25 protein-coding genes and 1 pseudogene are annotated in these 22721 nt (G+C 51.4%); 15 read left to right on the forward strand and 11 right to left on the reverse strand.

The annotated features are described in order from the left end of the window. The first annotated feature begins 94 nt into the window (after window positions 1-94). The 5 genes and pseudogenes from B9Y90_RS06590 to cybB all read left to right on the forward strand — a co-directional run bounded on the left by B9Y90_RS06590 (window position 95) and on the right by cybB (window position 2783). Complete coding sequence (locus B9Y90_RS06590) at window positions 95-373, forward strand: VF530 family protein (protein ID WP_085540663.1); 279 nt, start codon at window positions 95-97, stop codon at window positions 371-373. Window positions 374-375: 2 nt separating this feature from the next. Further along, window positions 376-774: pseudogene (gene fos / locus B9Y90_RS06595) on the forward strand (fosfomycin resistance glutathione transferase); the annotation flags it as partial. Continuing rightward, window positions 766-1221, forward strand: a complete 456-nt coding sequence (locus B9Y90_RS06600) for a GNAT family N-acetyltransferase (protein WP_369678983.1) — start codon at window positions 766-768, stop codon at window positions 1219-1221. The pseudogene fos and the gene B9Y90_RS06600, both read left to right, overlap by 9 nt. Window positions 1222-1307: 86 nt before the next feature. Further along, window positions 1308-2102: a YdcF family protein gene (locus B9Y90_RS06605; protein ID WP_085540664.1), complete on the forward strand. Its 795-nt coding sequence runs from the start codon at window positions 1308-1310 to the stop codon at window positions 2100-2102. Between the two features lie 144 nt (window positions 2103-2246). Next, window positions 2247-2783 carry a cytochrome b561 gene (gene cybB, locus B9Y90_RS06610; RefSeq protein ID WP_085540665.1) on the forward strand — a complete coding sequence of 179 codons (537 nt, stop codon included), beginning with the start codon at window positions 2247-2249 and terminating at the stop codon, window positions 2781-2783. Window positions 2784-2793: 10 nt separating this feature from the next. On the opposite strand, the gene B9Y90_RS06615 is transcribed toward cybB, so the two are convergent. Next, entirely contained in the window at window positions 2794-3690 is an 897-nt protein-coding gene (locus B9Y90_RS06615) for an AraC family transcriptional regulator (RefSeq protein WP_085540666.1), read from the reverse strand. A gap of 124 nt (window positions 3691-3814) precedes the next feature. Here B9Y90_RS06615 and B9Y90_RS06620 point away from each other — a divergent pair, with 124 nt between their 5' ends. Next, entirely contained in the window at window positions 3815-4702 is an 888-nt protein-coding gene (locus B9Y90_RS06620; protein ID WP_085540779.1) for an SDR family oxidoreductase, read from the forward strand. A gap of 41 nt (window positions 4703-4743) precedes the next feature. Here the strand turns inward: B9Y90_RS06620 and B9Y90_RS06625 are convergent, their stop codons facing one another. The 5 genes from B9Y90_RS06625 to B9Y90_RS06645 form a co-directional block, all read right to left on the reverse strand. Then, complete coding sequence (locus B9Y90_RS06625) at window positions 4744-7011, reverse strand: TonB-dependent receptor domain-containing protein (RefSeq protein WP_085540667.1); 2268 nt, start codon at window positions 7009-7011, stop codon at window positions 4744-4746. 90 nt (window positions 7012-7101) lie between these two features. Next, a complete protein-coding gene (locus B9Y90_RS06630) occupies window positions 7102-9210 on the reverse strand; it encodes a S9 family peptidase (RefSeq protein WP_176227847.1) in 2109 nt (702 codons plus the stop codon). 81 nt (window positions 9211-9291) lie between these two features. Then, entirely contained in the window at window positions 9292-10080 is a 789-nt protein-coding gene (locus B9Y90_RS06635; RefSeq protein WP_085540668.1) for a cell envelope integrity protein TolA, read from the reverse strand. A 7-nt stretch (window positions 10081-10087) separates the two neighbouring features. After that, on the reverse strand, window positions 10088-10960 hold the full coding sequence (locus B9Y90_RS06640) for a ChaN family lipoprotein (RefSeq protein ID WP_085540669.1): 873 nt from the start codon (window positions 10958-10960) through the stop codon (window positions 10088-10090). A gap of 209 nt (window positions 10961-11169) precedes the next feature. Next, complete coding sequence (locus B9Y90_RS06645; protein ID WP_085540670.1) at window positions 11170-11967, reverse strand: SDR family NAD(P)-dependent oxidoreductase; 798 nt, start codon at window positions 11965-11967, stop codon at window positions 11170-11172. 117 nt (window positions 11968-12084) lie between these two features. Between B9Y90_RS06645 and B9Y90_RS06650 the strand changes: the two genes are divergently transcribed. The 4 genes from B9Y90_RS06650 (at window position 12085) to B9Y90_RS06665 (ending at window position 15165) form a co-directional block, all read left to right on the forward strand. Then, window positions 12085-13029: a GlxA family transcriptional regulator gene (locus tag B9Y90_RS06650; RefSeq protein ID WP_176227848.1), complete on the forward strand. Its 945-nt coding sequence runs from the start codon at window positions 12085-12087 to the stop codon at window positions 13027-13029. A gap of 71 nt (window positions 13030-13100) precedes the next feature. Further along, window positions 13101-13640: a dihydrofolate reductase family protein gene (locus B9Y90_RS06655; RefSeq protein ID WP_085540671.1), complete on the forward strand. Its 540-nt coding sequence runs from the start codon at window positions 13101-13103 to the stop codon at window positions 13638-13640. A 164-nt stretch (window positions 13641-13804) separates the two neighbouring features. Next, window positions 13805-14593 (forward strand): HNH endonuclease, encoded by a 789-nt coding sequence (locus B9Y90_RS27230; protein WP_085540672.1) that lies wholly within the window; start codon window positions 13805-13807, stop codon window positions 14591-14593. 179 nt (window positions 14594-14772) lie between these two features. Continuing rightward, window positions 14773-15165, forward strand: coding sequence for a tautomerase family protein (locus B9Y90_RS06665; protein WP_085540673.1), 393 nt, complete (start codon window positions 14773-14775; stop codon window positions 15163-15165). A gap of 565 nt (window positions 15166-15730) precedes the next feature. Here B9Y90_RS06665 and B9Y90_RS06670 read toward each other — a convergent pair. The 4 genes from B9Y90_RS06670 to B9Y90_RS06685 all read right to left on the reverse strand — a co-directional run bounded on the left by B9Y90_RS06670 (window position 15731) and on the right by B9Y90_RS06685 (window position 18369). Next, window positions 15731-15982: a hypothetical protein gene (locus B9Y90_RS06670; protein WP_085540674.1), complete on the reverse strand. Its 252-nt coding sequence runs from the start codon at window positions 15980-15982 to the stop codon at window positions 15731-15733. Between the two features lie 84 nt (window positions 15983-16066). Then, window positions 16067-16453: a hypothetical protein gene (locus tag B9Y90_RS06675; protein ID WP_085540675.1), complete on the reverse strand. Its 387-nt coding sequence runs from the start codon at window positions 16451-16453 to the stop codon at window positions 16067-16069. A gap of 81 nt (window positions 16454-16534) precedes the next feature. Then, window positions 16535-17902, reverse strand: coding sequence for a PepSY-associated TM helix domain-containing protein (locus B9Y90_RS06680; protein ID WP_085540676.1), 1368 nt, complete (start codon window positions 17900-17902; stop codon window positions 16535-16537). A 77-nt stretch (window positions 17903-17979) separates the two neighbouring features. Further along, window positions 17980-18369: a DUF2946 domain-containing protein gene (locus B9Y90_RS06685; protein ID WP_085540677.1), complete on the reverse strand. Its 390-nt coding sequence runs from the start codon at window positions 18367-18369 to the stop codon at window positions 17980-17982. Window positions 18370-18747: 378 nt separating this feature from the next. Between B9Y90_RS06685 and B9Y90_RS06690 the strand changes: the two genes are divergently transcribed. From B9Y90_RS06690 to B9Y90_RS06700, 4 genes are all read left to right on the forward strand, one after another. Next, a complete protein-coding gene (locus tag B9Y90_RS06690) occupies window positions 18748-19125 on the forward strand; it encodes a C10 family peptidase (RefSeq protein ID WP_085540678.1) in 378 nt (125 codons plus the stop codon). Next, window positions 19125-19742 carry a C10 family peptidase gene (locus tag B9Y90_RS06695; protein WP_085540679.1) on the forward strand — a complete coding sequence of 206 codons (618 nt, stop codon included), beginning with the start codon at window positions 19125-19127 and terminating at the stop codon, window positions 19740-19742. Before B9Y90_RS06690 ends, B9Y90_RS06695 begins: the two co-directional genes overlap by 1 nt. Before the next feature lie 299 nt (window positions 19743-20041). After that, the gene (locus tag B9Y90_RS26370; RefSeq protein WP_139827358.1) at window positions 20042-20575 is read left to right on the forward strand and encodes a hypothetical protein; all 534 of its coding nucleotides are present in this window, start codon (window positions 20042-20044) and stop codon (window positions 20573-20575) included. Continuing rightward, the gene (locus B9Y90_RS06700) at window positions 20553-20903 is read left to right on the forward strand and encodes a hypothetical protein (protein WP_085540680.1); all 351 of its coding nucleotides are present in this window, start codon (window positions 20553-20555) and stop codon (window positions 20901-20903) included. Before B9Y90_RS26370 ends, B9Y90_RS06700 begins: the two co-directional genes overlap by 23 nt. A gap of 218 nt (window positions 20904-21121) precedes the next feature. On the opposite strand, the gene B9Y90_RS06705 is transcribed toward B9Y90_RS06700, so the two are convergent. Beyond that, complete coding sequence (locus B9Y90_RS06705) at window positions 21122-21880, reverse strand: hypothetical protein (RefSeq protein ID WP_085540681.1); 759 nt, start codon at window positions 21878-21880, stop codon at window positions 21122-21124. 543 nt (window positions 21881-22423) lie between these two features. On the opposite strand from B9Y90_RS06705, the gene B9Y90_RS06710 reads away from it, so the two are divergent. Further along, the gene (locus B9Y90_RS06710; protein ID WP_038472613.1) at window positions 22424-22699 is read left to right on the forward strand and encodes a metal/formaldehyde-sensitive transcriptional repressor; all 276 of its coding nucleotides are present in this window, start codon (window positions 22424-22426) and stop codon (window positions 22697-22699) included. Window positions 22700-22721: the final 22 nt, after the last annotated feature.

Raw genomic sequence — 22721 nt, forward strand, 5'->3', positions numbered from 1 at the left:
CTCTCACTTCTTTTCGTTTCGCCTCCGCCCCTGTTGCGCCCTATCTTTAGAATCAGTAAGGTGTGCGCAAATTGACGAAATAGCCGGAAAAAACATGAGTTCAAAAGATCCGCTGCACGGCGTGACGCTTGAAGCGTTGCTTAACGCCCTGGTTGAACGTTACGGCTGGGCCGAAATGGCGCGGCAGGTAAATATCAACTGCTTTAAAAGCGATCCCACCATTAAGTCCAGCCTGAAGTTTCTGCGCCGCACGCCCTGGGCGCGTAAAGAAGTGGAAGAAATGTACATCGCCTCTCTGGATGCACCAGAGACCAGAGACGACGCACCGGCGGACAGCCCGTGGGCCAACTGGCAGGCCAAAAATAAGGAATAAGCATGCTAACCGGCCTGAATCACCTGACGCTTGCGGTACGAGACCTGGCGCGGAGCCTGGCATTTTATCAAAGTCTGCCGGGCGTCAGGCTTCATGCCCGCTGGGACGCTGGGGCGTATCTTTCCTGCGGTGACTTATGGCTTTGTCTTTCTCTGGACGCAAAGGCCGGTGAGCGGCCCGTGCATTATACCCACTACGCGTTCAGCGTGAGTGCGGAGGCCTTCCCCCAAACGGTTAAAGCGCTGGAACAGCAAGGCGTGCGGGTATGGAAAGACAACCGCAGCGAAGGGCATTCCTTCTACTTTCTTGATCCGGATAACCACCAGCTTGAGCTTCACGTCGGGGATTTAGTCAGCCGCCTTGCGGCCTGTCGGGCAACACCTTATCAAGGTATGCATTTTCAGGCCGAGGGCCTGACGGTTCAGCATGCATCGCTGGAGGATATCCTCGCGCTTTATCACCGCCTGCCTGAATTTGATGATTGTAGAAGCGTGGTAGATCTTCAAACTCGTCTCGCAACGAACCAAACCAGCCAACTCATCGCCTGTGTGAACGGCGTTCCCGCCGGGTTTAAACTTGGCTACGCGCTCGGTGAGACGGAGTTTTACAGTTGGCTCGGCGGCGTTTTACCTGAGTTCAGGCGGGATGGCGTCGCTCAGGCTTTGCTGGCCGCGCAGGAAAAATGGGCGATGGAACAGGGCTACCGCATGATAACCGTGAAAACCCGCAACAAATTTCGCGGCATGCTAATGATGCTGCTTAAAAACGGCTATCAGCTTATGGATATTGAGCAGAAAGGCGACCCGGACGATTACCGTTTGCTGCTTCGAAAATCGCTCCCTGGCTGAAATAGCCCTTTCAGTCGCATCTGATAGGCGTGTTACCTCGACCGGGTTAGGCTACACGCTGGTTTTTAACCGGGAGGATCCCGCTAATGATGACATCCCCAACCTTGAGCCAGCCGACCATTCAGGCCGTTAATACGCTCGGTCAGTGGCTGGCGCAGAGCGACTTTACTGGCACACCGCAGGCACAGGATGCCGATCTGATTATTCTGGCCGGTAACGCCGTGATCCCAACCCTTGAGGCCGCGTGTGAGTTTGCTGCCAACAGTGAAAAACCGCTGCTAATCACCGGCGGAATAGGGCATTCCACAACGTATCTCTACGCGGAAATTGCCCGCCACCCGCGCTACAACACGATTCCTACCACTGGGCGTGCCGAAGCGGCGATCATCCAGGACATAGCTCACCAGTTCTGGAAAGTCCCGAGCGAGAAGATCATCACCGAAGAGAAATCGACCAACTGCGGTGAAAATGCGCGTTTTAGCGTGGACAAAATGGCTGAACTTGGCCTGAGCCCCGAGCGTGTGCTGATTATCCAGGATCCGACCATGCAGCGCCGCACCGTTGCGACTTTTGCTCGCGTCTGGCAGGGCAATGCGCAGGCGCCGGAATGGCTAAGCTGGCCTGGCATTAATCCTGAATTAGTCGAGGGAGAACAGGGCACTGTTTTTGCCGGAGAAGCTGATGGTTTGTGGCCGATTGAGCGCTATGTCTCTCTGGCGCTGGGGGAAATTCCTCGTCTGCGCGACGACGCAACCGGTTATGGTCCGCAGGGGCGAGACTTCATCGTTCACGTTGATATTCCCCCCCAGGTAATGGCCGCCTGGCACGCTCTTCAGCAGGATATGGCGCTGAGCGCACTGATCCGCGAGCGCGGGCTGTAAACCTTGAGCTTTGCCCTGAGAAACGTTAAGGCTAAAAAATTACACGCTGAAACAAATTAACGTCCATAATATGTTGATGTTAATACTCTTTTAATGTTTCTTCGTTATCCTGGCATTCAACGTAATTTCAGGGCAGAGGCTCTTATGCGCACTAAATACACCTCGTTACAGATTTCGATCCACTGGCTGGTTTTTCTGCTGGTCGTGGGGGCTTATTGCGCGATGGAACTGCGTGGTTTTGCCCCGCGTAGCTACCGGCCGCTCATTAACTCTATCCATTTCACCTGCGGCATTTCCGTGCTGGTGCTGATGGTGGCCCGCCTGCTGGTGCGCATCAAATATCGCGCCCCAGCCATTGTGCCAAAGCCGCATCCAGCGGTGACCGGCATCTCTCATCTGGTTCACACGATTGTCTATCTGATGTTTATTGCGCTGCCGGTGCTGGGCTTCCTGGCAATGTACTATCGCGGCAGTGACTGGGTGGCCTTTGGACTACAAATGCCGGTGGCGGCGGTACCGGACGAAGATATGGAGTTCAGCATCAAATCCTGGCATGAGCTTCTCGCCAACACCGGCTATTTCGTGATTGGCCTTCACGCCTTCGGCACGCTGTTTCACCATTACGTCTGGAAAGACAACACGCTGCTACGGATGATGCCTGGCAAACGCGAGCAGCCCTGACTGCCTGCCGCTAGCCTTTTGAATACTGCCGGGGTGAGCAGCCCATCACCCGCTTGAAAGCCTTACCGAACGCGCTTTCTGATTCATACCCCAATTCCACAGCAATACGCGCCAGGGAATCACCGGACTGGCGCAACCTGTCGGAAGCCAGCATCATCCGCCAACGCGTCAGGTAGTCAATAGCCGATGCGCCCGTCACCGCTTTAAACCGGGCGGCAAACACCGACCGCGACATCCCCACGCGCTCCGCCAGTTTTTCCAGCGTCCAGTTGAAGGCAGGCTCTTTATGCATGCAGGTCAGAGCCAGACTGAGCTGTTTATCCGCCAGCGCATATAGCCAGCCCACGGCGGGCTGATGAGTTAAGTGCAGCCTCAGAGCCTGAATCAGCATCATCCAGGCGAGCTGCTGGACGATAAGCGCGCTGCCGGGGCGTGGATGGCGGACTTCATCGGTCATTTGATCCAGCGCCCAGCGCATGGCGGCCTTACTCTCTGGCTGCTGAATGCAAACGACCAACGGCAAAGAGCTCAGCAACAGCTCGGCCGCTTCCCCGCTCAAAACAAAATGCCCGCCGACCAGGAAACAGCTTTCCTGCTGGCCGGGGACAACGTCAGGCCCCAGCTTCCCTGCCTCGCGCAGCGTGTAAAAATCCACGGGGGTGGCATCCAGCCCGGTAGCCAGACAAAAAGGCGGCCCCGGCGGCAGAAGATAACAGTCGCCGGCCTGAAGCAACTGCGGCTCACTCATACCGTCAACCGAAAGCCAGCAGTGGCCTGACACCACGGCGTAGCACTTGATGCCGACATGTTCAGGCCACTGAATGGCCATACCTTCATGCAGAGCAACGCCACCGGAGGCATAGCTTTGGGGTTTCAGCAGGGAAAGCAGTTCAGACAGCGGATCCATAGTAACTCCGGACGATGAGACCAAAAATGGCGACTTTTGAACATTGTTCGTATTCTTCCCTCTGTTTACAGTAAATCCTGTCGGACGGCAACTCAGTCCTAAGTGACGGTTTGGGATAATGACTATGCGTATTTTTGTCACCGGTGCGACCGGTTTTCTTGGTTCGGCCATTGTTCAACAACTGCTTGCTGCCGGGCATCAGGTACTGGGGCTAACGCGTTCTCAGCGTGGGGCCGAGGCTTTATCATCCTGGGGAGCAAAAGCACATTATGGCGATTTGGATGATCTCGCCAGCTTGCAGCATGGGGCGGATCTTGCGGACGCCGTCATTCACACGGCTTTTAACCATGATTTTTCTAACTTTGTCGCCAACTGTGAGGCTGACGGAAAAGTGATTGCCGCTATAGGGAACGCGCTGGCGGGCTCGGCTCGCCCGATGGTGATCACCTCTTTTGTGGCTATGGGCGCTACTGAACCGGGCAAACCGGCGACGGAAGCGGGGTATAACCTTCTGACGCCCAATCCGCGTAAGGCTACGGAAATTGCCGGGGTCAGTCTGCTTGAGCGGGGCGTTAACGCCTCGTTTGTGCGACTGCCGCAGGTGCATGACACGTTCAGGCAGGGGCTTATTACACCGTTGATCGAGCTGGCGCGCGACAAAGGCGTGGCGGCTTATCTTGGCGAAGGTGAAAACCGCTGGTCGGCGGTGCATCTGAGCGATGCCGCCCGTCTTTATGTTCAGGCGGTGGAAAGAGGCATGGCCGGGGAGCGCTACAATGCCGTGGCGGAAGAAGGGATCGCCACGAAAACGATCGCCGAAACGATCGGGCAAGGGCTTGGTGTGCCGGTACGCAGTATTGCCGCCGACAAAGCCAGCGATCATTTTGGCTGGCTGGGGAGTTTTGCCGCACACGACATGTCGGCCTCAAGCGCCGCCACGCAGCAAAAAACCGGCTGGCGGCCAACCGGACCAGGGCTGATTGAAGATTTGCAGAAGATGAAATACCGCTAATTCGCTATCGCCCGGCTAAAAACCGGGCGATGGTAGGACAATCAGAAGCGAACTTCGCCGCCAAAGATCCAGGTTCTGCCTCGCGCTGTGTTTGCCCGGCTGGCATCATCCCCTGGCCCTGGCATCATATTGAGCTTGTTCAGCGCCTCGGAGTAATCCCGGTTCATCAGGTTTTGTACCGTGAGTTTCAGCATCAGATTACGGTTCACCTCATAAGTGCCGTAGAGATCGATAATGGTCGGGATCTGCGGCAAATCTTCTTTAATGATGGCGCCGGTATGTTCATCGGTTTCAAAATCAGGCGACAGCCGCCGCGCTTTACCGGTGTACTTCACTATCGTCCCGAGGGTCAGGGCCTTATCGAAGAAGCGCACCCCGGCATCCAGCGTCATGTATTTCCGTGGCAGCTCGGTAATATCCCCCGCGCCAAAGTAGGTGCTGGCGATAGACGTGGGCTGGTCGGTCTGCTGCTGGCTGAAGGAGAGGCGACTAAAGGCGAAGCCTGCGTCGTAGTCCATCTCCAGCTCCACGCCATGGGCGGTAACGCCGCTGGCCGAGTTCACGTAAATATACATATTGTCACTGTATTCGTCGCTGATGTCCGCCCAGTCATTGCCCAGCACTTCGGTCATGCTGCATTTTCGTCCGCTGGAGCAGACCTGATAAGACTCGCTGTAAATATAGTTCTGGATCCTGCTGCGGTAGGCCAGCGCCTTAAAGCGCAGAGAGTCCTGTTGAACGAGCAGATCTTTGGTGTCGATATTAAAACCGGCCTGCCAGGTTTCCGCGCGCTCAGGCTTTAAGAACGGGTTCATGGACGCACCGCCGGAGTTGGAGAAAAACATCTCCTGAATATTTGGCGCACGCATCGATTTACTGTAGCCGACAAATGGCTGAAGCCACGGCGTAACCTGGGCCGACAGCTGGGCCGATGGGTTAAAGCCGCTTTCTCGCTCATCGACGTCGTAACTTCCCTGGGGGACGCAGATAACGCGTTCGTCACAGGGGGGTTTATGCCCGGTGATTCGGTTGCGCGTGTAGTTAAGGTTAAGATTTGCCTGCCAGATACCGCGCGTGACCTGTAACCCGGTATATAACGCCGAAATATCCTGCCGCCCGGAAGGGGCGAATGGATTGTTTTCTATCGCCTCCTGGTTGGTTTTTTCATCGCCTGCAGCAGCATTAATGAGCTTGGTATAACGGGTGCGCATTAGCTTGCTGCCCAGCGTAAACGCCAGATCGTTATCGCCCAGGCTAAAACGGCTGGTGTTGTTTACGTCCAGCGCATCGGAACGGTTTTGCGCGGATGTGCTGTAAAACGTGTACAGCGAACCATCGTGGTATTTCTGATCGCCGCGGCTGGTGCTGGCAGTGACGTTAAAATCAATCAGCTCAGAGAACGGGGCATAATGATATTTAATATAATAATCGTCGCTGGTGATATCACGACGAGAGAATCTATTTTCATAAGTTCTGGCCGATAGCTCGAAACTATTAAACTCATCAGGCTTAATATCCATTTTATAAAGCTGGGATTTCGGGTTCTGCTTCATAAATTTATCGTAACCAAACTCTTCGCTATTAATACCGGAGCCGTTAGAAAAATTAGAATAAATAGAACTGCCGCTGATGGCGGCCATCGCGCCGAAGCTCCCGGTGTCGGTAAAGGCGTTTGTTCTTCCGGCTGCTGCAATCATCCCGCTGCGCCCGATCCCGTTGCTGCCCACAGAGAAGCGCGAGCGCAACCCGTAATCATTTCCCTTAAAGATCACGTCATCTACGCCCAGAGTGCGCATGTTTGCGCTGCCTGCAAGGGCGTTGATTCCCGCTGAGCCACTGCTGTCGCCGCGCGTAACGTCTACGCCGACCAGAAAATTCGGGTCGATGAGTACGCCTGCCTGGTTATTGGTGGAGCCGTGAACGGTTGTGCCGGACGTGGTGGTGCCGTAAAAGCTTTGGGTAATGCCGTCCACCATCGTGTTCACCCGGCCAAAGCCGCTCATCCCGCGAATGTTCACGCTCACCGTTCCCTGACCGGGATCGATTTGGGTATAGGTGCCAGGCATGCTGCGCAGCGTGGCATCCAGAGATTGCAGGTTTTTATCCGTGGCACGGGAGCTGGTTGCGCCAGGTTTTTCCAACGCTTCTTGCTCGCGGGTAATATTTCCGGCGGAAACATTCAGTGGGCTAAATACTGCCGAACCTTTTTTATCCCCGTTAGTTACTTCATCATTATTTTTTGCCAATCCGCTGGCGCTGAGCAATAACATGCCCGAGCCGAGAGTCACGGCCAGTTTATTAACGTTCATACGTGTCCTTGAAGTATTGTAATAAAATAAAAGTTATTTTTATTATTATGTTACCTGAGGTGGCCTTCCCATTAAGGGAAGGCTTCCAGGTTAGCGCTGTTTATCTGCCTCCAGAATAAAACTGTATTCAAGCGCGGTATTCTCCAGGCGCTTTATTCGGCCTGATTTCCCGCCGTGCCCGGCCTGCATATCGGTTAGCAGAAGGATTTTGCCTGGCCCGCGTTGGTTTTCACGTAGCTTCGCAACCCACTTTGCGGGCTCCCAGTACTGCACCTGCGAGTCATTGAGGCCGCTGGTCACCAGCAGATTCGGGTAGTGCGAAGGCTTAACATTGTCGTAAGGACTCCAGGATTTGAGCCGTAGATAGTCCGTTTTGCGGTGTGGGTTGCCCCATTCGTCATATTCTCCCACCGTGAGCGGCAGTGATTCGTCCAGCATGGTTGTCACCACGTCCACAAAGGGCACCTGCGCGACCACGGCATTGAAGAGCGTGGGTTGCTGGTTAATCACATTCCCCATCAACAAGCCCCCGGCGCTTCCGCCCATGGCGTAAAGTCTGCCAGCCTGTCCGAAGCCCAGCTTAACCAGGCCGTGGGTCGCATCGAGAAAATCATTAAAGCTGTTGGGCTTGTTTTCCAGCTTGCCTTGCTGATACCAACGCTGGCCAAGCTCACCCCCGCCGCGAACGTGCACAATAGCGAACACAAAACCGCGGTCCAGAAGGCTGAGTCTGTTGGCGCTGAAGGCCGGATCCATGCTCATTCCGTAAGCACCATAGCCGTAAACCAGCAACGGGCTGTGGGCCGGTTTGAACATTTTTTTGTTATAAACCAGCGAGACAGGCACCTTCACGCCGTCACGCGCGGCGACCCAGATTCGTTCGCTGTGATAATCCTGCGGAGAGGTGTTATTGACCTCCTGGCGTTTAAGCAGGGTGCGTTCGCCGCTGGTCAGATCCCATTCATAAGTGCTGGTGGGCGTGGTCATCGAAGAGTAGCCATAGCGCAGCTTGCCAGCCTGTGGCTCCGGGTTATAGCCGAGCCAGGCCATATAGCTCGCGTCATCAAACTGTAGCGTCTGCTCGCTGCGGTTCAGCCAGTTAATCTTACGTATCTGGCTCAGCCCGTCCTGGCGCTCTGCCACCACCAGCCAGTCTTTAAAGAGGGTAAATCCTTCCACCATTTTATTGGGGTTGGGCGCAACCACTGCCTGCCACTTGTCGCCGGGCGCGTGGCTTTTATAGAGCCCAAAATTGGCGCTTTCCTGATTTGCACGCAGGTAGAATTCGCCCTCAAAATGGTCGAGATAATATTCAATCCCCGGCCTGCGGGTGGCGAAAAGCACAGGGGGTGTTTCGGGTTTATCCGCATCGATCAGGCGAGCTTCCGAGGAGGTACTGGCGCTAAGCGTGATAATTAAATAGCGATCCGAAGCCGAACGGGAAAGCCCGAGGTAATAGCCGCCGTCAGACTCTTGATAGACCAGCACATCCTCGGCGACAGGCGTGCCTGGGCGATGCCGCCAGACCTGCGAGGGCACCAGCGTTTGCGGATTATTGCGGAGGTAAAACAGGTAGCGCCCGTCATTGGACCAGACCATATTTCCGGACGTATTTTCGATCGCATCGGGGAGCCATTGCCCGCTCTTTAAATCGCGAAGTGAGAGGCGATACTGACGGCGGCCCGTCGTATCTTCGGCAATTGCCATCATCTGGTTATCCTGACTGACGACCAGGCCGTTTAGCTGGTAATAGGTCTGGCCTTTGGCGCGCTGGTTGCCGTCCACCAGCGTTTGCCAGTCGCCCTTGCCCCCGACGGGCTGCCGCTGGCTGACGGCGTATTCTTGCCCGGCCAGATAAACATCCTGGTAGCGATAGCCGTTTCGCTGGAAGGGCACCGAGCGGTTTTCCGGGCTCATTCGCGCGACCATTTCCTTATACAACGTGTCCGTTAACGCGGCGGACGGTTTCAGTACCTCCCGGGCGTAGATATTTTCTTCCTCAAGGTGACGCAGCACTTTGGCGTCGCTGCGGCTGTCATCCCTGAGCCAAAAATAGTTATCCACGCGAACATCGCCATGCTCAATAAGCTGATGGGGGATTTTGGGCGTAGCCGGGGGCTGTGGCGCGTCAGCGATGGCCCAACTGGCTGGCAGCGAGCAAACGAGGAGCAGCGGCGTGGCTTGCCATAGTTTTTCCATGATGCGTCCTTAATGTCGGGCGATGGGGCGCCCTGCCGAATATTCAGCATAAAGTTAACGTTCAGGTTGTGGGGCTTAGCGCTAGCTTCGGCTAAGTTCCGTCAGGTCGAAATTGATTGGCATTGTGACGTTATACACGCCTCCCTTTAAGCGCTCGGCGGGCGGTTTCGGCAGCGGCTGGGCGCGTTCTAAAACGGCCACGGCTTCCCGATCAAGCGAGCGCGTTCCCGATGAACCGGTCAGAGAACTGGCAACAACTTTGCCCGCAGCATCCACGGTAAACGTCACCACCGCGATACCCGTTCTGGCACGCTGACGGGCGTCGCCGGGGTAGCGTTTGAAGCGGTTGAGATGGCCTTTTACCCGGCTCTCCCAGGCATCCTGCTGGCTGTTTTGCTTCTCGGCATCACTGTGGTAGGGCGCGGCAATGCGCGAGGACACCACGCTGGGCTGAGGTGCGGCATTGGTCGAGATAGCCGCCTGGCTGTTGTCGCTGGTTTGCTCCCTGACGTTGCGCGGTGGACGCGGTTTTTTCTTCTCACCTTCGGCGGCTTTTTTCCGACGGGTGACTTCAATTAGCGCGTCTTTATCTTCTGGCAGCGGCCTTTGCTGCTTGTCTTCGGCCTGCTGCTTTTCTTCAGCTGCCGCTGACTCCTGCTGGGCAATACCCACCGGAAGCGGGACTGGCGCAGGCGGGGCTTCGATATCGTCCGCCCATTCCAGCATGACAGCGGGCGCAGGCTGCAGGGCTGGCGGCGTGTCAGACACTTGCCAAATTAGCGCTAAAAAAAGGCTCCCATGAAGAAGCAAAGACAGCGTAAAGCCCGTGCCCTTTCTGCCCGCCAGCGCAGTAGTAAACGTGTCTGTCATCCACGGTTTACCGTTTTGCCGGAGCAGGAGCAACAAACCAGACATAATCAGCCTGATCCGCCGTGATATTCATGCCTTTTTCCGCCAGCATCAGCACAACCGGCTGCGACGATGGAGACAAGTCTTCCATATGCAGCGGCACGCCGATGCTTCTCGACGCGTGATAGCCGCCTGCAATCAGTAAGGCGGGCGTTGGGGCGTTCAACAACTGCTGGGCCATATAGCGATCGCGCTGCTGCTGAATCGCCAGCATCGACGTTAATTGCTGGCCTTCGATATTGCCTCCGTGCATGGCAATGATCGTTTCTTTCAGCGCGGCCTGGACGGCGGGCGCAGTTGATTTTTTTCCTTCCGGGAAGCGCGGGGATTTATAAAGGCGCATTATCTCATCGCGGTTGATATTGGCGTTGAGCAAAGGTGAGGGCGCGCGCAGGGCTTCGATCACAACGCAGCCGTACATCTCCCACGGCCAGCCTTTTTGCCAGTGAAGCAGTTCCTGAATGCGGCTGTCCCGCACCTGCGGCTCCTCTTTCAGCCAGGCTTTCACCTGGTTGACGCGCGGCTGCTGGTCAGCGGTCAGCATCTCCAGCAAGACGCTGCCCTGTGGGCGCGCCTGTTGCAGATTTTGCAACAGCCAAAGTTCAATTTGATGATGTTCGGCGTTATCGTGCTTTTCGCCGACGATGAGCCGCTGAGCGCTGGCGAGTTTGGCCAGCAACTGCCTTTCAGTCAGCGTTTCGCCGCTCTGCAAATCAATGATTTGCCCATGCGCGACGGCGACATGGCTTGCTGCTTGAGGAGAGTGAGTGGTTTGGCTGCAGGCGCTGAGGCCCAGGCTGGCTAACGCTATCAAAGACGTAAGGATCAATTTTTTATGCATATCTTTTGCCCGGAGGTAGCCTTCACTGGCTGTTAGTCTTGATGTCGATCAATTTACCGCGGGCAGGATGTTAACAAACAATAAAATCAAATGATACTCATTATCATTTGAATGTTTTTATAAGACGGTGATTTGAGCGGAAGATCGCATTCATGGCAGCAAAAATGCCGCCTGAGGGCGGCATCTGCGGGGCAAAATAGCGTGAACGGTTAGCGAGCGTAACGCGGCGCAGGTTGAGAAGCGCTGAGATGTGAGCCGATTGTCCGGCGTTCTGCCTCCCAGTTATCCCATTCGCTGCCTTCTTGTAAAGAAGGGATGGTGACCTTCTCGCCAGCATCAAGGCCGACCAGCGCGGCATCCACCATATCTTCCGTACTCATCACCCAGCTTTGCGGCAGATTTTCGTGCCCGCCCACGCCGGCAATATTCCAGAAATCCGTGGCCGTGGCACCAGGCAGTACGGCCTGAATACGCACTCCAGCCTCCGCCAGTTCCTGCTGCAAAGAGTGGCTTAATGCCAGCACAAACGCTTTGCTGGCACCGTAAACGCCGTTCAGCAATTCAGGCGCAATGGCGACGACCGAGGCGATGTTAATAATGGTGCCGTGCTGGCGGGCGGCCATTGCCGGGGCTGCGGCATAGGTCAGGCGGGTTAACGCGGTGACGTTGAGGTCTATCATCGCGGTCATTTCATCCACGCTGGCTTCCAGTACGCTTTCTTTTGAGCCGAAGCCCGCGTTGTTAACCAGCAGCGAAATGGACTCGTCGTTTTTTAGCCGCGTTTCGATCTGCAGCAGTTCAGCCGCGTTACCCAGATCGGCGGTAACGACCTCCACCGCTTGCCCGCTTTCTTCGCGAATGTGTCGGGCAACCTGGTTCAGGCGGTCAGTGTTCCGTGCAACCAGAATAAGGTCATAACCACGTTTGGCCAGACGGGCCGCGTAGACAGCGCCGATCCCGCCGGATGCGCCAGTGACCAGGGCCGTGCCTTTAGATACGTTGCTCATTGTGTGACTCCTGAAAAGGGGATTAATTGACGAAGGCAACATTAACACTGGCTTTTTGTGTCTCAAATGACATATAACCGTCTTTTTATGACACCATCAATCACGGCGGTCTGTGTCATGCAAAAGGTCGGTTTTGTTGTTACCCCGGGGTACTCCACCATGGGCTTTGCCGTAATAACGGCGTTTGAAGTCGCTAACCTGATGGCGAGCGAGCCGGTTTATGAACTGCATTTACTCTCTGAACACGGCGGCAAGGTGCAGACGTCAGCCGGGTTTGACGTGATGACCGAGTCAATGGCAGATACGCAGTACGATCTCCTGCTGTTTGGCGCCACGATGGAGCAGGCTTCCCCCACGACGATTCATTTTGTTCGCCAGGCGGCAGCCTATGCACGCCGCGTGGCCGCTGCTTGTCTGGGCACATTTTTATTGGCCGAAGCCGGGTTGCTGGAAGGCAGAAGAGCCACCACGCACTGGATGTACGCGCGAGACCTGCAGCAGCGTTTTCCAGGCATCAGCGTGGAAGAAGATAAGATTTTTATTTGCGACGGACCTTACTGGACCTCGGCAGGGATGACGGCGGCCATCGACCTTGCGCTGGCGCTGATTGAGGACGATCTGGGGGCTGATATCGCCCGAACCATCGCCCGGAAGCTGGTGCTCTATCATCGCCGCGCCGGTGGGCAGTCTCAATTTTCCTCCCTTCTTGAACTGGAGCCTAAATCTGACCGTATTCAAAAAGTGATGACTTACGCTCGTGCACACCTGGAAAACGCCTTGAGCGTGGAAGAGCTAGCGGCGGTAGCAAATTTATCGCCCCGGCAGTTTAGCCGCAGTTTCCAGGCGGAAACCGGGCAGTCGCCCGCCCGCGCCATAGAGCATCTGCGCCTGGAGTCCGCCCGCATGCTGCTTGAAACCAGCGCGCGCTCCATCGATGAAGTGGCCCGGCAGACCGGGTTTGGCGAGCGGGACAGAATGCGCCGGGCATTTCTTCGCGCCTACGGCCAGCCACCGCAGGTGATACGCCGCCAGGCGCGAGGAGATGAAGAACTGCAAGCCTAAAATTGGCAGTGGCGACAGGTTTTTATCTCTGTATTATCAGTCGGATAATGGTCTGACTGAGAGGGAAAAACATGGCGAATTTAGTCTATTACGTTGCGGCGACGCTGGATGGTTACATTGCCGATCGGCAGCATCAGCTGGACTGGTTAATGAACTTCCCGCTGGGGGATGACGCAACGCCATACGATGAGTTCTATCAGACCGTCGGGGCGGTGATCATGGGGGCGGAAACCTACAGCTGGATCCAGGAAAACTCGCCAGAAGCCTGGCCCTATGCCTATGTCCCGGCATTTATCGTCACGCATCGTTCGTTATCCGTGCCTGAGGGGCAAACTATCACGCTGGTGCAGGGTGAAGCCGCAGATATTGCAGCGCAGGCCCGCGAAGCCGCCAAAGGCAAAGATGTCTGGCTGGTGGGCGGAGGCAAAACCGCCGCTATGTTTGCCGAAGCAGGAGAGCTACAGCGTCTGTTTATCACCCAGATCCCGGTCGTTATCGGAGCGGGAATCCCGTTGTTACCGGTGAGTAAGCCCGTAAGCCTTAAGCCAGTCACGCAAAAAGTGCTTAAAAGCGGGGGCGTCGAGCTTGTTTATGATGTGGTAGTGGGGTGATGGCTTGATGTTTTTGTATTTGCCGGTAAATAGCCGGTTTTTTCAATTGCTGTGTAAGATAAATTTAAATATTTTCATCAAATATTTTTACCCATGGCCAAATAAACACGATTTGGTGTTTAAATATTATTTTTTATAAGAAGACCTTTAACAAGGAGAGTGAAATGCAGTATTTTTATGCCTATCACGGCCCTCAAAACGAAAAAGACTTCGATCCTAAAGGAGGATATGGTACTCGTCTGCAACATAATTATGAACGGGTTAAAGATGGTGATCGTGTCTTCATTATCCAGAAGCTTGCAGGAAGAAATAGCCTGTTCTATCTTTGCGGTGAATATGAAATTACCGGGCACTCGATAAACAATAAACTTAATTATAAGTATCGCTTTGCACTGAAAGACGTATCACAGTTAGATCATTTCATAGAACTTGATCCTATTGCATTAAGTAAAATGCTACCAAAAAGAGACGGTGATAGTCGTTGGAATATATTTCAGCGGCACTTTTGCCGCCAGGGGGCAGCCTTTGCCAGAGCGCTGGATAGCAATGTCGTTGAAGTCTTAAGTTCGCTGGTTGGGGAGGCTGTTGAAGCACAGTTTGAGCATAGGCCTCGCCGAGAAGATGGCCTTAGAATGGTTAAAGTTCGGCAAGATCAGGCTGCATTTAGACGCGATGTTTTGAATAACTGGAATAATAAATGTGCAATAACAGGGAGCTCACTTGCCGTTGAGGCTTGTCATATCATCAGCCATGCCTCGCAAGGAGAACCTACTGTTGAAAACGGTATTGCGTTAGCGGCGGATTTACACCATTTATTCGACAGTGACGATCTAAGCTTTGAGGGGAATAGAGTTATATTGTCATTAAAGGCTCAGAATGAACCGCGATATCACGCGCTTCATAATGCTGAGATTCAAACACCCAAGACTCCGGTGAAGTTTAGAGTTAACTGAAAGTGGGTTTTAGTACCAGCCGTACATGAGTGCGGCTGGGGTAAAACTGCCGCCAGCTTTGCCGAAGCCGGAGAGTTGCACGCTAAAAATGGGCAGTAGTTACAGTGCGAAACAGTTTTGAGGCTATCTATTGGAACGGAAGTCAGTAGACTCCTTTTACTACCCTGAGGAGTCAGACCATGCCCGTATTTACGATCACACTGCGAAACACCGGTACGTTAGATAAAAAAAGAATTTCGACCGCCATTCACGCCGCCACGGTGGCAACCGGCTACCCCCATAACGATCTGTTCCAGCGCTTTATCAGTCTTGATGACGAGTCGCTCTATGTGGATCCAACGTATCCCGATCTTGAACATCCGCGGAGTGCTAATTTCGTGCTGATTGAGGCCGTACTCTCCTCTGGTTCTCCTGATGCCCGTAAGCATCTGCTCCTTGAATCTCTGGTTCACGAACTCGGCATGATCGGGGTGGATAGCAATGATCTGATGGTGCTTTTCAGCGAGGTCGATCGTCTGAATAGTTCATTTGGAGGGGGGAGAAGAGCATCACCTGTCTCGATGTCTCAATGAGGTACGGGCGTATTTTTTATATTTCAGGACATTCTTTGCGGGCCACAGGTTTTTCTTTGTCACAACAACTCTGCGCTCATAACATTTAGTGAAAAGCTATAGATTGGGGGCGTGGTTATGGCTGAACATGCCTCCTGTCTTTGCGGTGAAAATATCACTCATAATGATCTGGTCGGGCGTCTGATACGGCGCTTCAGGTAAGCAGCACGCGTACACGCAGGCGAGCAAAGAGGCCGTACAGCCCAGTGCAAAGGGTAAGGCTACACAGATGAAGCGCAACGGCCGGAAGATGTCTATCTCAACGCCCGGCTGACTGTATCTGTGAGCTTATCGCTTATCACTGGCGGTATGTCCGTGGATTTTAGCCTGACGATGAATATCAAACCGCATGATTTCTTCGATACTTAGACTCCTGAGGTTTTCATAGCCAATCACCACATAAGCACACCACCGCGGCATTTCTGTATGACTATCAACAATAGCCACAAATTGCTAAGGGCGTAATGCATTAATCAATGGGGAGCAGGTCACTTATTGTTGATGTGAGTAGGGCGTAGAAAACTATTCAGGTGATAGGTTTATTTTTCGCTGCTTTCGCCATCTTTGTGAACGATGGCGTAATGCAGCAAATGAAGGTGGCAACCCATATACCGATCAGACCGGGAAGCTGTGCTCCATGATAGTATTTTTCGCCAATTAGATTGCCCAGGGAGAAGCAGGCGTAAATAGTGGCAAAACACACCCAACCATCGGCGATAATTTCTCTACTGTAGGAAAGAAGAGCTCTGCACTCGATCAACATTTCTCTACGATTCATGGCCATCATCCATTTTTTTGCACCGCCTATTTCTAGCGGTTTTATCTCCAGTGCGTCAGCTATTAATCCTGGTAGGGCAAATTATTACTTTCGGTATAAATTGCCCTGGCCCGACCTTGCTCGACCCCAGATCTCTTCATCCGTCAGCGTGGTTTCAATGAGCTCGATGGGAACACCATTATCGTTAATGACGGCAACAAAAAAGTCATCAATCGGTTCATATGGCCCCAGGATAACATCCTCTCCTTCGATGGCCTTTGACAGATTGTCAACTTTGAACGCTACGTGTGGCACGGTTTTTAGCAGTGGGTGCAGCGGCGATTCATCGGTAAATCTGTGCCACTGGACCCGGAATTTACCCGGATTATCGGCGGTGTACATCCCGGCTTTTTCACTGTGCGTGCCTTCAGACAGGCCATCCTGTAAGGGAATACCAAAATGATGGAAGGTGTAAGTTACATCAGGCTTCATGCTGCCTCGCTGATTAGTTTCGTCACTGTTTTTGATAAAGCCCGGCCAGTCAGTTGGCCGGGCTGAATACCTATTTTGCCATTACTCCGTCTGGTGCGCGGCAGAAAAATCGTTGGCCCGTCGCCAGCGAACCACATCGAATCCGATAAACATAAGCAGGCTGACGCCAAGCACCGGCATGGCAACACCGAACAGAATCGCAAGAATCAGCACCGATACTCTTGCTCGGAAGGAGAGATCGTACCAGCTCTGCGTCAGCGTCAGGAGTGGATTGTATTTGGCTGGGGTGGGGCGACGTATCCACCACAGGCGGTAGCCCATGGCAATCATTACGCATAAGCCTGTACCGAATGCGATCAACAACAGTTGGTTAACCAGGCCAAACAGCATGCCCATGTGAAAGTCCACGCCCCATCGAGTCAGCTTTGCCATCAGGGGAAACGTTTCAAATCTGGTGTGGTCCACGACTCGCATTGTGGCAGGATCGATAGCCACCGCGTCGACCTGAGTCGGCCAGCCGCGATCAATTTCTGTCACAGTCCAGGCTTTGTCGTGGCTTTTGGCCGGCCTTATCTCGATAGTGTTTGCATCAATTCCGGCGCCTTGTGCTAACTGGCGCGTTTTATCAAAAAGGGAAAGATCTGGCGACATATCCATCTTCATTGGCATCGTCATACCGGCATGATGCTCTGCATGCGAGGCCTGGGCACCGCTTACGTCACTGAGTTGCGTTTTAAGCTGAGGGGTTTCCCAGTTGAATGCCGCTCGAAGTAGATCCACATTGCCGCCCGCCCATTGAGACCAGGTTAAGCCGGTGGCAGAGAACACCAGCATACCTGCCAACAGTAACCAGCCGAGGGTCACATGCCAGCGGCGGGTGCGCTGCACAAGATTATTCACTCGGCGCTTGGGGCGGGTATAAAACCAAAGTGCGATCCCGCCACAGGCGACAATCCACATCCACGAGGCGGCTAATTCACTGTAAAGCCTGCCTGCGGAGCCTAATAACAGAGAGCGATGCGCATAATCAATCCATTGCCGCAGAGGCAAAATGCCCGAGGTGCCATAGACCGTCATGTCTCCCTTTACGGCCAAAGTAATGGGATCGATGAATATAGCCCGGCTTTCAGAACTCCCCAGGCCGGGCGCGTTAAACATTACGCGGGTTGTCACCCCGGTGATCATCCCCGGACGAACGGCGTAGAGCGGCAAATGCTCGCCCGTGACTTGCCTGGCGATGGCAATCTGTTCAGCAAGCGAGTGAGCTTCACCACTTGTGTTTGCCGTTAGCGCATCATGATAAATAAACGACTCCAATTGAGGCGTGGCAACGTAAAGCGTGCCGGTTAGCGCCGCGACGAAAATAAAAGGCCCTACAAATAAACCAATAGCAAAATGCAATCGACGTAGAAAATTTATCCAGGCCGCGCGCGGGGTGCAGGTGGTCATACTTTTCCTTAATGCAAGCAAAACGAAGTTATGGCGTTGAAACGCCCATCTTTTTAGTTTTTAGCAGATAAAGTCGTTTATGCCGGAGGCGCGCGAGGATGAGGGTAAAGCCAGGCAAAGAAATGCCGTATTTCGAGTAAAGGTGATGAGGGTTGAAAGCCCTGGAGTAAGAAAAGAGTGTGAAGGGGGGTAATTAGCTCTGGCTGTATACCCGGCATGTGCGACAGCAGTACGCAGTAACCGCAGGCCTCAGCATGATCGATGGGCATCAAAACCGGTTTATGCCCGGAGTGGTGCTCATCCATTTCCATCATAGGGTGATGCATCATGCCTGGCATCATCGGCATCGGCAATTTTTGCAGAGAAATCGAGACGAACGGCGCCACAACGATCAGGGCAAGCGCAAACAGCGCCAGTCCTGCGGCGATAACTCTGCTACGACCACGATGAAATCGATTCTCTGCCATGCTTCCCCCAGACTGCCGGAGGAGTGTAAGTGATTTGAAGCGGTGAAGTTAACAAATGTTGTTGTGAAAATTATTCAAGGTTATTGGCATATTGGTCACAGCAATGATACCGGATAACACCCGGCATCATTTTCGTCTTTTCCTTAATAACTTGAGCGAAAGAAAGATTTATCTATTAAGTCCCAAAGAGCAGGGTGGTGAGCTGGTTATCACTTAAGGCTGGATTTAATTTAGGGATGAAATTAATAACATTAAGGCCGTTATATTAACATAAGTATATTTTATTTTGATCATTATCAATTCATTAAAGAAATAAAGTTTTTTTATAATCATTCAGGGGTATAACTCCAGCCTTACTATTAAGGAGTTGAGATCAGAATGAAAAATAAAAAATCCATTGGATTCGTAGGTCCATTGACTACACTCGCATGGGGCCAGGGTGACTCTTATAATAAACAAGTTCCCTACTATCCAGACTATGTTGTTGGATGCACAGGAACAGCTCTTTCACAGATAATGAAATATTATAACTGGCCCAAAAAAGCAAAAGGAATTTTACCTGCATATGATAATTATTCTAGCTTAGACATTGATGGATATGAGTATCAATGGGATTTAATGCTTGATGATTACACTCATGGCTCAACAATAGAGCAGCAAGATGCTGTGGCAGCTTTTTGTTACCATGTAGCATTTGCATTGCGCAGTGATTTTGGTTCTGCGACTCCGGCTAACCCCACTCATATTGAAAAGTAATCACGGAACATTTTTCTTATGATGCAAATGTTCGTCGAGTAAAAGTCAGGACACCTGATTTCTTTTACACTATGGATGAAGTGAAAAATATTATACGCAGAGAATTAGATGAAGGAAGGATTGTTTTTCTTGGTGTGCTAGCCCATGCGGTTTATTGTGACGGTTATCGTGATGATGGACTTTTTGCAATAAACTGGGGTTGGGGCGATCCTTCCGGAGCGACTTCAAATTCATGGTATGATCTGGAAAAATTAGATTTTTTTGATGCGCATATAGGTATACAACCAGCTGTAAATGAGGTTCTGTTTGCTGATGGGGTATATGCTGAAAATCTATCATTATCGCCAGTAAATATTGGCGATGTATCATTGTCAGTTTTTACAAAAGAGATGCCTTTTGATGGTTTTTTAAAATTAGCGTTAACTGATGATTCACATGTTTTACGGAGTTATATCTCAGGGGAAACCATTTTCTCGATGGCATCGAATAAAGAAGAATCAATTACATTAACGTATTCCGTTCCTGATGACATCACATTTGGCTCGCGAAACATTGAGGTTTTTTACAGCCAGAATGGAAAAACTTCAGGCCACTTCGTAACTTACAAAACGACCTGATCTGTCAAGCAATTGAGGCAAAGAGACTATCTAATAGTAACATTCAAATCATCAGTACAGAAAACATACCTGAAAAAAATAAAGCAAAATGAGTCTGTAAATATTACCATTGAGCTAAATAGAACTCAGGAGAATAGCATAGCAACACTCTTTGCATACCTTGTTGATAGTCACCTCAATCTATTTAATGCGGTAGGGTGCACAAGTATTCCAGCAGGAGAGGGGCTAATCAAAATACCCATGCAACTGGAATTTGATGCTGAAGTTACATCGCAAAAAAATATAACATTATTTTTTGCATGTCTGATAAAAATGATATTAACGCTACGGCAACATCATCTCTCCCTGACAGCACTGGGACTACATATTCGAAAGAAATTGAAATTTTAAATCCCGAATGGAATGTTGACAACAAGATAATACTAACTGAAACGATTGACGTATCAGCCTTTCGATTAGTCGATTTTTACTATAATGTAAATATTAATTTAAAGATATTAGAAAACAGTCCGGTGATTACGGGGCCTGCTATATTAATTGTTGATAAAGATGGGAACATCTTAAGAAACAGAAACACCAATATGTCCACTCCTGAACCTGGTGAATATAGCATGTCATTGGGTGTCAAAACCCCGTCAATTTATAGAGACATGGATGTAAAAGTGTTGGTGGCTTTCATAAACAGAACTGGTAATTTTCCTGATTCAGATTTTTTAATGCCTGCAGTTATGGATGAATCCGTTATTAATCCTGTGTCTGTTCATCTTTCTACATGGAATAGATATGATTATTTTCGCTTGACAAAATCCATTGAAACAAAAAACAATATTTAATCCAGACGAAAAATTTGAACTATCATCTGCAATTACGTTGGATCAGGATGATCCAGAGGAACCTATATTTGTATATACGCTAAATGTCTTACTGAAGGATGTTAATGGTAAAACATATAATATTAGCAAAACCCCTGACTTCTACAACAAGGCGAATGCGCCTGTGGATATAAATGTAGAGTGCCAGATACCCGCTAACATCACCGCAGGGGCGTATGAAATGTTCATTTACATTGATGAGTTGTTCTTCGCAAATGGAGAGTCTGGAGAGTATGTCAAAGGGCTAACGTTGGATATCGTAGATAAAGTCGATATCACGATTCTTTAAGCTACTATGGGCAGTTCTTAAAAAGGGATCCCAGGATGCGGGGTCCCCGTGAGACAATAAGCATACAGTACGACACTATCTGAAGTTTTCTGCGGCTAATGTGGGTCTAAAGTCACTGTATTTTTCACGTAGCAACGTGAGAACATGCATTTTTAATGCTTTTGTTAGCCAGTTTCTTTGTTAGCAGCTCCTGCTCAAAGGCTCCAATTTACCGCCTATTAAGAGGACACCGGTAACCGTTCTTCACCGGCGCCTATTTTGTAGACTTGTTGTGAGCAACTATCGGTTCCCTTAAAGCGGAACTCCACCAGGTAGGTACTGCCACCCTCGGGGATGAATTGAGAGAAGAGGGGGCCACATGAACCAGAGGTATGAATGTGTTGGTCATAATCAGACCAGGCAGACATACCCCTGATCCGAATACGGTGCTCTGCATCGACGGTTTTCTCAATCTGCAACTGCTCATCGGAAATTGTTTTACGAGCATTTTCAGTCATAGTGGCAATCCAGGGCAAAAGCACCTCTCGCCCGCTATGGAAGACTCGGCCAATAGGTGTAAAACCTTCGCTGGTCGGCGTTGAAGAATTAACTGCATAATTCACTGTCATGGGCATGCCAGCCGAGCGGAATACTATGCGGGCTTGGTTATTTTTGACCGCGACCGTAGCTACCGGAGGCTCTTTGTACTTGGGTACCCCTTCGGTGCAGCCAGTCAGCAAACCAAGCATTACGCAGGCAGCACCTGCAGATAAATTCAACTTCCTTAACATAGTGAGTTTCTTTATCCCAGTGTAATTTTCGAGAATGGTGCCCATGGCAAATAGTTTATTGCATACATTTTTCATTTCGGGTTTTATCTTCAGTAAGGCTTGGTTGTATCCAGGTCGGCGTATTGTACTGGTATTATTATCGGTATTTCTAAGTCGGAGAAACTGCCATACATATTGGATTTGTGGTTCAACAAATAATCCGGGCATAGCTGGCTGAGTCCAGCCGGCTATCTACTGATAGTGCCATTCCCCTACTATTGGTAGAAATTTTTTTTCTGTTCTCTGGTTGTGTTTATTTCATATAGGTTTGTTTGTGGAATTCTATCCAGACAATAATGATGAGTATCACCGCCCAGATATAGCTCGCCAGTATAAATCGAATCGATCGTATTTACTATGAGGCGGCAATTATCCCCCATTTTATTATCGTCGGATTCGAACCAATGACAGCACAGGTTCCGGCGCGGCATATGACTATACTGCTATCCGGAATCGCACTGTACTTATCGAAAAAATCATCCCGGTGTCAATTTCCTGTCAAAATAGTGCCTTTTCACACCCTATTTAGGGCCAATTTTGGGGGCGAAATCGCGTTTGGGGGCAGATTTGGGGGGCATGTCAATGACTGTATATGTCCCCAGGTGTCTGTTTGGGGTTTTTTTAAGTGGTTGATAATTATATAAAATATAAGATTATCAATAACCTAAAAAATACAGTACTATACCCCCCTACAGTACCTAAGGAGCGGTTATGCCACACTCTCCAGAAGACAAAAAACGTATTTTGACCCGCGTCAGGCGTATTCGCGGCCAGGCTGAGGCGCTTGAGCGCGCGCTGGAAAACGGCGATCCATGTCTCGCTATTTTGCAGCAGATCGCGGCCGTTCGTGGGGCGGCCAACGGCCTGATGGGCGAAATGATGGAAATTCACCTTAAAGACGAGCTGGTCTCCGGCGACACGTCCGAGGAGCAGCGTGCGCTGCGGATGGCGGAAGTCGGGAATTTGCTGCGCTCTTATCTAAAATAAAAACACCCTCACCAAAAGGAAC

The sequence above is a fragment of the Cedecea sp. NFIX57 genome (assembly GCF_900177785.1).
Taxonomy (GTDB): Bacteria; Pseudomonadota; Gammaproteobacteria; order Enterobacterales; family Enterobacteriaceae; genus Cedecea; species Cedecea neteri_C.